Here is a 13,697-nt window from a genome sequence, read left to right on the forward strand (position 1 = left end):
TACAAGTCCTTTGGTTTCTTATAGCTTATAATTTCAAATTTAAATGATAGTTATGAAGCGTTTTATCATATATTTTTTACTATTTTCAGTGGGTTTTTGGTCTTGTATTACTGAAATACGAGACTTTGAACAGATAGATAGTGCGGCTTTTCTAACGGTAGAGGCTACGCTGTCGAACCAAAAAGGTCCACATAAGGTAGTACTTTCTTTTTCGTCGCCAAGCATTACGATTAATGTGGATAATGTACCTGTAAAAAGTGCACAAGTGTTTATCACAGATGATAAAGGAGGAAGAGAAAATCTCACGGAAACGGATAATGGTATTTATGTAACTTCGGCTACTTATCATGGCATTGTGGGCAATGCTTATACTTTACACATTAATTTGTCCAATGGGAAAAAATATGAATCTAGTCCTGAAATATTAAAAGCTGCACCAGCCATTGATACCGTTAAGTATCAATTTAGCGTAAAAGATAATTACCCATTAACGGATGCCCGCAGTGTAGGATTTGATGTAACGCTTGATTTCAAGGATTCGCCCGAAGCTGATAATTATTATCAGTGGAAATGGACGCATTATGAACGTACCGTCTTTTGTGCCAGTTGCGAACGTGGTTATGACTATTCTCTTAAGAAATGTAGTATAGAACAGAATTTTCCACAAGGGCAAACTTTTCCAGAGTTGATAAATTATGGATGTAATGAAACCTGTTTTGATATTTCGTTCAATGAAACGTATAATATATTGTCGGATAAATTGATGAATGGACAGCAGGTAACCAATTATCCAATTGCACGTGTGCCATACAACAATAAAAGTATCTATTATCTGAAAATAGAACAGCGAGCCATTTCTGAAAAGATGTTTCGGTATTTTAGGAGTATCAAAGATGTTACCCAAGGTTCTGGAACGCTTTTTGACGTACCTGCCGAAACACAATTTAGTCCAAATATGGTCTCCTTGAGCGACCCTAATGAGAAAATCCTTGGTGCTTTTCAGGTGTTTGGCTCACAAGAAAAGATTGTTTATGTGGATAGACAAATAGGCACTTTAAATTACTCGCCTGTATTGGTTGTTTATCAAGGAAGGGTGTTGCCTCCTCCACCAGGTGCTATCAGTGGTCCTAAAGCCTATTGTGTAGAAGGAAAATACAGAACCAAGACTGAGCCAGAGGCTTTTAAAGAATAACTAAGTAGCTATTGCTTTAAGTCATTAGCAATCAGTTCTGTTGAAAAGAACAGTGCTGATAAACAAATACTTGACATTTTATATGAACAAAAAAAAGAATATATATTCCTTTACGATAGGGTGTTTGTGTCTACTATTTTTTAGTGCTTGTAAAAAAGATAAAACACTTTTTGAACAAGTAAATGCTGAAGAAATTGGCATACAATTCGCTAATAATGTTCAAGAATCTGAGAAGGAAAATATCTTGAATTACGAATATTTTTATAATGGTGGTGGGGTGGCTGCTGGAGATTTTAATAATGATGGATTAACGGATTTGTATTTTACGGGCAATCAGGTTGACAATAAATTATACCTCAACACTACCAAAGATAATAAGCTAAGTTTTGAAGATATTACCAGCAAAGCTGGCGTAATGGGAAGAAAGGGAGGTTGGAAAACAGGGGTGAGTATTGTTGATATTAATGCCGATGGTTGGCTAGATATTTACGTGTGCTACTCTGGACTTAGAGAGACTAGCTTACGCAAAAATCAACTTTTTATTAATAACCATAACCTTACTTTTACGGAAAAAGCGGAGGAATATGGGTTAGCCGATTCAGGCTATTCAACGCAAGCTACTTTTTTGGACTATGACTTGGATGGTGATTTAGATTGTTTTCTTATCAATCATAATTTAGGTGGGTATCAACGCAAAGAGGCCGCTGTAATGCGCAATGCACGAGATGAAAACGCAGGAGATAAACTGTTCAGAAATGATACTAAACTAGGGGAAGCACCCAGTTTTACAGATGTTTCTATCCAAACAGGTATCAAGGGCAACCCTTTAGGATTTGGCTTAGGGGTGTCTGTTGCGGATGTGAATCAAGATGGTTATCCAGATATTTATGTGACCAACGATTATGTAGAAGATGATTACTTATACATCAATCAGAAAGATGGCACTTTTAAAGACGAATTGCGTAATAGAATTGAGCATACGGCCTATTCTGCGATGGGGGTAGATATTGCCGATGTAAACAATGATGAATTGCCAGATATTTTTACGTTGGATATGTTGCCAGAAGACAATGCTCGCCAAAAATTATTATTATGGTCGGATAGTTGGAATACCTACGATGCACAGTTGAGAAATGGCTTTTGGCATGAGAATATGCGTAATATGTTGCAAATGAATTTGGGCAATGGGGCATTTGCTGAAATTGGACAATTAGCAGGTATATCGAATACCGATTGGAGTTGGGGGACGCTTTTAGCAGATTTTGATTTAGACGGCTACAAAGATATTTTCGTGAGCAATGGGCTGGGGAAAGACTATACCAATGCCGATTTTATTAAATACTTTAGCGAGCAAGAAGAAAATGGGATTAAAAAACCTATGCTAGAGCATTTAAAACAGATGCCCACGAGCCAAACGAAGAACTATATTTTCAAGAATAACCATGACCTGACTTTTTCTAATGAGCAAAAAAACTGGGGATTTGATACGCCTACAGTAGCAAGCGGAGCAATTTATGCAGATTTGGATAACGATGGTGATTTAGAAATCATCACGAATAACCTGAATGAAACAGCCCATATCTACAACAACAAAAGCATTGAAGAAAATACTAATGCTAAATTCTTGAAAATTCACTTAAAAGGGGATGCATTAAATACTTTTGGTATTGGTGCTAAAGTAAGCATTCGTTCAGGAGAAAATGTACAGGTTCAAGAAGTTACGGCGACACATGGTTTTCAGTCGAGTGTGATAACGGATTTGCTTTTTGGCATAGCCGAAACAACAAAGCCTTTAGAAGTAACCATTGTGTGGAGTAATGGCAAATCACAGAAAATTACAAATCCTGTAGTAAATCAAACATTGGTAGTAGAGGAGAAAAATGCTGTAACGGCATCTAGTCCAGTATCAACAACAGAAAATGTTTTATTCACTGCGACTGAATCGACAGTATTTTTTCCAGAGATAAATCCAATTAATAATTTTGATAGACAGGTAATGTTGCCTACGCATTATTCATATTCTGGACCAAGAATGGCAGTTGGAGATGTGAATGCAGATGGTAAAAAGGATGTATTTATCTGTGGGACAAAGATACAGGTTGGGGCGTTTTTCTTACAAAATGCTAATGGTAGTTTTACTAAAAAAGAATTGCCGAATCTTGCCCCAAAGTTTAATCAGGATGCTGTAATCGCAGATTTTAACGGAGATAAATTTCCAGATTTATACATTACTAATGGCAATTATGGGAATGCTCAGTATGAAGAACAAAACGACGAGCTGTGGATAAATGATGGGAAAGGTAATTTTCAGAAGAGTATCTCTTTTGAAGATCAAGCCAATAGCTCATGTGTAAAAGCCGCTGATTTTGATAAAGATGGCGACGTCGATTTATTTGTAGGTGGGCATATCAAACCCAATAGATTTCCAACAGAGGAAGAAAGTTTCTTATTGAAAAACGATGGAAAGGCGCATTTTACAAAAGTACCTTTAGGCATTTTAGGATTGGTGACAGATGCTACGATGATAGACACTGACAAAGATGGTTTTGACGAAATTATTGTAGTAGGAGAGTGGATGTCGCCAGTTTTATTAAAGAATAACAAGAACTTTCGTTTTACCCAGACAAGCCTAGGCGTACCATCGGGTTGGAATTACAGGATTGAAAAGGCAGATTTAGACAACGATGGTGATGAAGATTTGGTGTTGGGGAATCTTGGAACAAATACTCAAATAAGGGCATCGCAAGCGGAACCAGCCTTTTTAATATATGATGATTTTGACCAGAATGGAACGATGGATTTCTTCTTGAATTATTATATTCAAGGGCAACCGTATCCAGCTTGTTCAAGAGATGAAATGGCGGAGCAGATTCCTGCATTGAAGAAAAAGTTTCCTAATTATCAGGTTTTCTCGGAAGCTAAAATGGAGGATTTCTTTGATGCTAATCAGTTAGCAAAAGCTAATAAGAAGGAAATAGCTAATTTAAAAACCATCGTCCTTGAAAACAATAAAGGTACGTTTGTCGCTCATGAATTACCGCTTCAAGCACAATATGCACCCGTATACGCTATTTCGATAGAAGATATTGACCATGATGGAAAGAAAGATTTATTGTTGGCAGGAAATAACAGTAAATTTAGATTGAGAATTGGTAAGGTAGATGCCAATTATGGCGTAGTTTTGTTGAACAAAGGCAATTTTAGCTTTACAAACCTGCCCGTTACAAAATCAGGTTTGTACTTACGAGGCGATGTTAGAGAAACCAAAGCTGTAGATAAATTTCTGTTTGTTGGCGTAAACAACGATAAGTTGAGAGTATTTAAGCTTTAAGCTGTCAGCTATGAGCAATGAGAGAGCAGTAAGAGTGAAAAAAAACAAAAAGTAAAACGCTCATAGCTCATAGCTCATAGCTCATAGCTCATAGCTAGAAGATTAACCATTTTTATCAATAATAAAATTATATTCAATGAAGTATTTAGGCACATTTCTGATGGTGCTTTGCGTCTCGTTTATAGGCTTAGCACAAAAATCAATCGAAGTAAATTCGCCCGATAGTCGCCTTAGACTAAATGTTACGCTTCTGCAAAACGGAGAAGTTACATACAGTGTTCTCCTTAAAAATAATGCTATTATAAAGCCTTCTTCACTAGGTTTTAGGCTGAGTAAACCCGCTTTATTACTTAATCATTTCAACATAGTTTCTGTGGATACCTCCACGCATCATGATACGTGGACACCTGTTTGGGGTGAAGTAAAAACTATTACTAATCATTACAAAGAAGTAAAACTAAATCTGAAAGCTGTTAAAGCTGGTAATGTACTCGTGCAAATAGTGTTCAGACTGTTTAATGATGGCGTAGGGTTTCGATATGAATTTCCTGAACAAGCTAATTTTAAACATTTTGTGGTTGACGAAGAATTAACACAGTTTAATTTGGCAGGAAACAACAAAACCTTCTGGATTCCAGGAGACTATGATACCAATGAATATTTGTATAATACCACCAAGTTTAGTGATATACACGCACTTGCGGCAGCGCATAAGGAAAAAGATATAGCCTTACAATCATTAATAGCAGATAATGCTATCCAAACACCTTTGATGATGAAAACGCCAGAAGGGGTTTATGTAAACATACACGAGGCCGCTTTGGTGAATTATCCAGTAATGCATCTATTATCTGATAGAAAGAATTTTCAACTCTCGACACATCTTACTCCTGATGCAGTAGGTAACAAAGCGTATTTGCAAACGCCTGCCAAAACCCCTTGGCGAACCATCATTATTAGCGATAAAGCGACAGATATTTTGGCATCCAAAACGATTTTGAATCTGAACGAGCCTTCTAAAATCGAAAATACATCTTGGATAAAGCCACAGAAATTTATTGGAATGTGGTGGGAAATGCACGTAGGAAAAGCGACTTGGGAAAAATCCAGTGGAAAACACGGTGCTAATACGGCTAATGTGAAGAAATATATTGACTTTGCATCAGAAAACGGCTTTGATGGCGTTTTGGTAGAAGGCTGGAATGAAGGTTGGGAAGACTGGTTTGGGAATTGGAAAGAAGAAGTATTTGATTTTGTAACGCCATATGCTGATTATAACCTAGACGAATTGCTAGCCTATGCTAAACAAAAAGGCGTAAAACTAATTATGCACCATGAAACATCAGGTTCGGCTACTAACTATGAACGAAGAATAGACAAAGCCTTTCAGTTGATGAACGAAAAGGGCATCAATACCGTAAAAACAGGCTATGTAGGTAAAATTATTCCGAGAGGGGAACACCATGACAGTCAGTGGATGGTGAATCATTATAATAGAGTAGCGGACAAAGCGATAGATTATAAAATCATGTTAGAGGCACACGAGTCTGTGCGTCCTACGGGTTTGCATCGAACATATCCAAACTGGCTGGCTAATGAAGCCGCCCGTGGGAACGAGTTTAATAATGCCCCAACCTTAGGCTTAGTACCCGAACACGAAACCATTTTGCCATTTACCAGACTGATGGGTGGCCCGATGGATTATACACCAGGGTTTTTTAGGATGCACTTGAATCAGTTTGTACCCGAACGCAAAACTAGGGTAAGAACGACTATCGCCAAACAATTGGCCTTATATGTAACCATGTATAGTCCTTTGCAAATGGCAGGTGATTTACCTGAGAATTTCAATGTTCATCCTGATTTATTACAATTTATTAAAGATGTACCTGTGGATTGGGACGATACTGAAATTCTGGAAGCAGAACCAGGGGATTATATCACGATTGCGCGTAAACAAAAAGGGAAAGGCAATTGGTTTGTAGGAGCTGTAAGTGATGAAAATACCCATAAAGCAACTATCAACTTCAATTTCCTTGACAAAGGAACGAAGTATCAAGCCATTATTTATCGTGATGCACCCAATGCCGATTGGAACACCAATCCTGAGGCTTATATCATCGAAAAAGTAGTGGTGGATAGCAATAGTATATTAAGCATTAATTTAGCAAAAGGCGGAGGCTGTGCAATCAGTATATTCAAATAAGTTGGGCGTTTAACTTACTAACATATCAATAAATATTATTATCAATGAGAATATTTCAAAGACTATTTTTTATAACTTTTTTATACCTATGCCTTGCTTGTTCAAGCAAAGACAAAAATACTTTGTTCGAGTTGATGGATGAGAAAGACACTGGAATTGGCTTCAATAATAAAATCGAAAATACCGAAGAATTTAATATTTTCAATTACCGAAATTTCTATAATGGCGGAGGTGTAGCCGTGGGTGACATCAATAATGATGGACTGCAAGATGTATTTTTTACTTCGAACATGGGGAGTAATAAATTATACCTCAACAAGGGAGGGTTTAAATTTGAAGATATTTCTGCCAAAGCAGGAATTGAAGAAGCCGACAAATGGAATACGGGTGTGGTAATGGTGGATATTAATCATGATGGTCTGTTAGATATTTATGTATGTAATGCTGGGGTAAAAAAGTTTGTGAAACAGCAAAAAAATGCACTTTTTATCAACAATGGAAATCTGACCTTTACAGAATCGGCGGCTAAATATGGCTTAGACGAAGGCGGTTATACTACCCACGCTGCCTTTTTTGATTATGATATGGACGGCGACCTTGACTGTTATATTCTTAACAACAGTTTTATTCCTGTAAATACCCTTAATTATGCCAACAACCGCGATATGCGTGCGGAAGATTGGCCAGTAAAAGATTTCTTGAAAGGCGGAGGAGACAAGTTGATGCGTAATGATGATGGACTTTTTCATGATGTTTCCAAAGATGCAGGTATTTATAGTAGTTTAATTGGCTTTGGTCTGGGAGTAACCATTGGTGATGCTAACAATGATAATTACCCCGACATTTATGTGTCTAATGATTTTTATGAGAAAGACTACCTTTATATCAATCAGCATGACGGTACTTTTAAAGAAGAAATAGAGCAACGGATGAAACACATTAGCTTGGCATCGATGGGTGCAGATATGGCTGATGTAAACAATGATGGTTTCTCGGAAATTGTTACTACAGATATGCTTCCAAGAGAAGAATACCGTTTGAAAACGACGTCTTCTTTTGATAATCACTATGTGTTTAAACTGAAAAAAGACAGAGGATTCTATAATCAGTTTCAGCAGAATAGTCTTCAATTGAATAATCAAGACGGGACTTTTAGCGAAATCGCTAATTATGCGGGCGTAGCAGGGAGCGATTGGAGTTGGGGTGCTTTGATGTTTGATGCTGATAACGATGGTTACAACGATATTTATGTATGCAACGGAATTTATAATGATGTAATAGACCAAGATTTTATTGATTTCTTTGCCAACGAATTGATTCAAGGGATGGAAGCCAGTGGCGTGAAGAAAAATATTAATACCATTATTGAAAAAATGCCTTCGGTTCCTATTCCCAATAATTTCTTCCATAATACCAAAACCTTGAAGTTTGAAGAAAAAGGGGAAGAGTTTGGTTTGGCTGAACCGTCGTTTTCAAATGGAGCTACCTATGCAGATTTGGATAATGACGGCGACTTAGACCTAGTAGTGAACAATGTAAATATGCCTTGTTTTGTCTATAGAAATAATGCCGACAAAAAAGTTGAAAAAAGCCATTACCTAAAACTTAATTTTAAAGGAGAAGGGAAAAATACTTTTGCAATAGGTACTAAAGCAGATGTTTATACGAAAGGAATGGTGCAAACTCGCTCAGTGATTCCTTCAAGAGGTTTTCAGTCGAGTACAGAATATAACTTAACCTTTGGATTGGGGAACATTACTAAAATAGACTCTATCAAAATCACTTGGCCAGATTTACGAGTAAGTACTGTGAAAAATCCGAAGGTAGACCAATTACTTACTTGTTCTATCAAGGATGCTAAAATTGAAAAATCTAAAGCTAAAGGAATTATTCCTGCGGGATATTTTGAAGCAGTTAATGCTAGTTTTGATAAACATCAGGAAGACGAATACGTAGATTTTTACCAAGAAAAAAACTTGCCAGCCTTATTATCTAAAGAAGGCCCTAAAGCCGCCATTGGCGACGTAAATGGCGATGGCTTAGAAGATGTATATATCTGTGGGGCTAAAGACCAAGCTGGTCAGTTGTACCTTCAAACTGCTGCTGGTTTCAAGAAATCTCCTCAAAAAGTATTTAATGATTTTGCCTATTTTGAAGAAACAGCCGTATTGTTTTTTGATGCTGATAAAGACGGCGATTTAGATTTATATGTTGGAAGTGGAGGAAACGAAGTACATTTTGGCGAAAGAGAGTTGATTGACAAACTTTATGTAAACGATGGCAAAGGGAATTTTACCTTCAATTCCAGAGCGATTCCTCAAAATACTACTAATACTGCCGTAATTGCCCCTTATGATTTTGATGGTGATGGCGACTTAGATTTGTTTGTAGGAAGTAGAAGTTACCCAATGGAATATGGTAAAAACCCTCCGAGTTTCTTCTATGAAAATGATGGAAAAGGAGGATTCAAAGACATTGCTCAGGCAGTTAATCCTGAATTGACTGAATTAGGAATGATTCGGGATGCTTATTGGGAGGATGTCAATGGAGATAAAAAGAAAGAACTAATCGTAGTAGGCGATTGGATGTCTCCACTGATTTTTACCTTGAAAGGAAAAAAGCTAGAGAAATTAGCAACAGGGCTAGAAGAATACACAGGTTTCTGGGGAGCTTTAAAAGTGACAGATATTGATAATGATGGTGATAATGATTTGATATTGGGGAATATGGGCGAGAATTTCACCTTAAAAGCTTCGCAAGATGCTCCGCTGAAAATTTGGGTAAAAGATTTTGATAACAATGGTACTATTGATAAAATCATGACGAAAACCATTGAAGGAAAAGATAAACCCGTGTTTCTAAAAAGAGAAATGGCAGAGCAATTCCCAGCCTTGAAAAAACAGATTTTGAGACATTCCGAATATGCCAAAAAGGCCATTACAGATTTATTCCCAAGCGATGTATTGGAAAATGCCTTGGTGAAAACAGTAAAGTATTGTAAATCGGCAGTGGCGATTAATGATGGCAAGGGACAGTTTACATTGGTTGAATTACCAGAAGTAGTTCAGACGTCATGTGTGAATGCGATAATGTATTATGATATCAATCAGGATGGTTTGCAAGATATTATGCTAGGAGGTAATTACACAGGTTTTATTCCGCAATTAGGGATGATTGATGCTAGTCGTGGTAATGTATTATTGAACAAAGGCAAGGGACAATTCAAGGCATTAACAAACCAACAAAGCGGTTTCGTAATGAATGGAGAAGTAAAACAAATCAGTCCTATCAAGATTGAGGGTAAAGTAAATTTCTTGACGTTGTTGAATAATGATGTGCCAAAGATTTTTAAATTTAAGTAATTCGCTACCCTATTCTAAATACAAGAATGATGATAAAACGTAATAATAAGCACATATATTTTTTTGCATTTCTATCGAAGCTAATAAAGAACCATGACTGTAGTCTTTCTTCTTCGGAGAGTAGAGGTGTTAAGTTCAAATTCTTATCACTAGCGAGGGACTTAAGTCCCTCGCTAGTGATAAAGACTGGCGAAATGACATTATTAAAAAAGCTATTTTATAAAAATATCATTTCATTTTTAGCATCGCCATTACGGATTAAATTAATCGCATTCCTATTCCTCCTAACCATCGTCTCTTCCTGCACCAAAAAAGAGCCTTATGCTTTTGAATTATTGGAAGCTGAAAAAACAGGAATAGATTTTTCAAATGATCTTACGCCTACTAAAGACCTCAACATATTTACCTATATGTATTTCTATAATGGCGGAGGCGTAGGAGCAGGAGATTTTAACAATGACGGATTGGTAGATTTATGTTTTACCGCCAATTTGAAAGACAATAAAATCTACCTGAATAGAGGAGGAATGAAGTTTGAAGACATTACTGAAAAAGCAAATTTCAAAGGTGATAAAGGATGGTCGAATGGAGTATCTGTCGTAGATATTAACCAAGATGGTAAATTGGATATTTACGTGAGTCAGGTAGGAGGGTTCGAGAGCTTACAGGGGCATAATTTGCTGTTTGTTTGTAAAGAAATCACGAAAGAAGGTATTCCAGTTTATGAAGAAAAAGCGAAAGAATATGGCTTAGATTTAGTAGGTTTTGGCACACAAGCTGCCTTCTTTGATTATGATTTGGATGGCGATTTGGATATGTTCCAACTCAATCATTCTGTCCATCAAAATGGCACTTTTGGTGTTAGAAAGTCTTTTCAAGGTACTTATCATCCTTTGGCAGGTGATAAATTCTTTAGAAATGACGATGGTAAATTTGTAGAAGTAGCCGAAAAAGTAGGTGTAAAAAGAGATGCCCTCGGCTATGGCTTGGGTATTGGCTTGGGCGATGTCAATTTTGATGGTTATCCAGATATGTATGTTGGCAACGATTTTCATGAAAATGATTATCTGTACATCAATCAAAAAAATGGCACTTTTTTAGAAAGCATCGAAAGCTCAATGATGCACACCAGTCAGTTTTCGATGGGGGTTGATTTGGCTGATATTAACAATGATCATTACTCGGACATTATTTCGTTAGATATGCTTCCGTATGACCGTGAGATTTTGAAGCGGTCGGAGGGAGAGGATTCTTATAATACCTTTCGTTACAAACTGAGTTATGGCTATAACTATCAGTTTTCTAAAAACAATTTGCAGGTAAACAATGGTAATGGCACATTCTCAGAAATAGGATTATTTTCAGGTGTCTATGCTACAGATTGGTCGTGGTCGCCTTTGTTCGTCGATTTTGACAACGATGGACAAAAAGATTTATTCGTTTCCAATGGCATTCCTAAGCGAATGAATGATATAGATTACATCAACTTTATTTCAAATGAAGAAATTCAACGGAAGATGGAATCAAAAACGTTGGATGAAAACGATATTTTGTTGACCGATAAATTACCCGAAATTAAAATTCCGAACAAGTTTTTTATCAATAATAAATCCTTAGAATATCGTGATGCCGAGGCCATGATTGGCAATAATCAAAACTCCTATTCAAATGGAGCGTTATATGCAGATTTAGATAATGATGGCGACTTGGATATTGTCACCAATAATATCAATCAGAAGGCTTTTATTTATGAAAACAAAGCCAACGAATATGCCCCAAATAATGCTCATGTACGTGTGTACTTGAAAGGTTCGGAGAAAAACCTGAATGCTATCGGAGCAAAAGTATTAGTTTTCAAAAAAGGAGGAGAGACCATAGCTTACGAGAAATTTCCTGTTAGGGCTTTCCAAGCGAGCATGGAAATCCCGTTGAATATTGGTTTTGGCAAGAAAGCAGAAGTAGATTCTACCTATCTGATTTGGCCAGATAGAACCTATCAGAAAATTAACCTTAATTCAGAAAAAGATTCTTTAACGATTACTTATCGGAAAAATCTGCCAGTATTTGATTACGAACATTTTAAGCGTAAATCATCTCAAACCTCCACGTTTTCCGATATAGCCCATGACCTAAATTTAGATGTAAAACATCAGGAAAATGAATTCAATGAATTTGAACGTGAAGCCCTAATTCCGCATAAAATGTCGGCAGAAGGCCCTGCTTTAGCCGTAGCAGATATTAATCATGATGGTTTAGAGGATATATTTATAGGTTCTGCTAGAAATTCATTACCTCATTTATTCTTACAAAATACTAATGGGAAATTCAGAGAAAGTATTCAGCCAGCCTTCCTAAAAGATAGTGTTTATGAAGAAGTAGATGCCATTTGGACAGACGTAAACAACGATACTCACCCAGACTTGGTAGTGGCCGAAGGTGGAAATGAGTTTGATGGTAAATCTAATTTCTTGTTTCCACGAATCTATCTGAACGATGGCAAAGGAAATTTATCGGTAAAAGAAGATGCTTTTTATAAAGATATTGCCCTGTCGGCTTCAGTAGTTACTCCGCTTGATTTTAACAAAGATGGAAAAATAGATTTGTTTATAGGGGCAAGGTCGATACCATTTTCGTATGGCAAAATTCCTGAGTCATATCTTTTGCAAAATGATGGCACAGGAAAGTTTACAGATGTAACAGACAAGTATGCCAAAGGTTTAAAAACCATAGGCTTGGTGAAAAATGCAGTGGTACAAGATTTAGACAAGGATGGTGACCCAGATTTACTATTAGCCTTGGAATGGGATGGAATCTGTGAGATGGAAAACCAACAAGGAAAATTTGTCAAGAAAATGCTGACTACTGAAAAAGGGTGGTGGAATTTTGTGATGCCTTTTGATTTTGATAATGATGGAGATTTGGATATTCTGGCAGGCAATCTCGGACGTAACAGTCGATTAAAGGCAAGTGTTGATGAGCCTATAAGAATGTATGTGAGTGATTTTGATAAAAATGGCACGACCGACCAAGTATTGAGTTATTACCTCGGAGGGACAGAAGTAATGTTTGCCAATAAAGCTGAAACACAGAAGCAATTTCCATTTACCAAAAAGAAATTTCTCTTAGCCAAAGATTTTGCTAAAGCTAGCATTGCAGATATTGTAGGACAAAGTGAACTAGCCTCCGCAAAGATTTTTGAAGCCAATTATTTCGATAATGCAGTTTTGGTAAATGATGGTAAAGGAAATTTTAGTTTACAGTCGCTTCCAGCCAAAGCACAGTATGCCCCTTTTTATGCAGCACAAATTATTGATGCCAATGGAGATAAATTGCCCGATGTATTGATGCTAGGGAATTTCTATGATTGTAATATCCAGATGGGTAGATGTGATGCCGATTATGGAACGGTTTTGATTAATAAAGGCAATTGTAAATTTGAGGCTGAACAACTAAATGGCATCCAAATAAAAGGGCAAGTAAAACGCATCAGAAGTATTAAGGTAGGCAAAGAAAGGCTATTTTTAGTGGCAAGAAATAATGAAAAGATGATGGCGATTAGATTTTAATTGTGAATGAGTGAGTTGTGAATTAGTGAATTGCAATAAA

At 36.7% G+C, this 13,697-nt stretch carries 5 protein-coding genes; all 5 read left to right on the forward strand.

Features of this window, described 5'->3' with window-relative positions; all coding sequences use genetic code 11:
• The first annotated feature begins 52 nt into the window (after window positions 1-52).
• The 5 genes from J2Y60_RS05770 to J2Y60_RS05790 all read left to right on the forward strand — a co-directional run bounded on the left by J2Y60_RS05770 (window position 53) and on the right by J2Y60_RS05790 (window position 13,657).
• Window positions 53-1,192 carry a DUF4249 domain-containing protein gene (locus tag J2Y60_RS05770; RefSeq protein ID WP_309914616.1) on the forward strand — a complete coding sequence of 380 codons (1,140 nt, stop codon included), beginning with the start codon at window positions 53-55 and terminating at the stop codon, window positions 1,190-1,192.
• A gap of 82 nt (window positions 1,193-1,274) precedes the next feature.
• Entirely contained in the window at window positions 1,275-4,523 is a 3,249-nt protein-coding gene (locus J2Y60_RS05775) for a VCBS repeat-containing protein (RefSeq protein ID WP_309914618.1), read from the forward strand.
• A gap of 136 nt (window positions 4,524-4,659) precedes the next feature.
• Complete coding sequence (locus tag J2Y60_RS05780; RefSeq protein WP_309914621.1) at window positions 4,660-6,729, forward strand: glycoside hydrolase family 97 protein; 2,070 nt, start codon at window positions 4,660-4,662, stop codon at window positions 6,727-6,729.
• Between the two features lie 44 nt (window positions 6,730-6,773).
• Window positions 6,774-10,091, forward strand: a complete 3,318-nt coding sequence (locus tag J2Y60_RS05785) for an FG-GAP-like repeat-containing protein (RefSeq protein ID WP_309914623.1) — start codon at window positions 6,774-6,776, stop codon at window positions 10,089-10,091.
• Between the two features lie 194 nt (window positions 10,092-10,285).
• Entirely contained in the window at window positions 10,286-13,657 is a 3,372-nt protein-coding gene (locus J2Y60_RS05790; protein WP_309914626.1) for a VCBS repeat-containing protein, read from the forward strand.
• The last annotated feature ends 40 nt before the right edge of the window (window positions 13,658-13,697 follow it).

The sequence above is a fragment of the Arcicella sp. BE140 genome (assembly GCF_031456255.1).
In the GTDB taxonomy this organism is placed as follows: domain Bacteria; phylum Bacteroidota; class Bacteroidia; order Cytophagales; family Spirosomataceae; genus Arcicella; species Arcicella aquatica.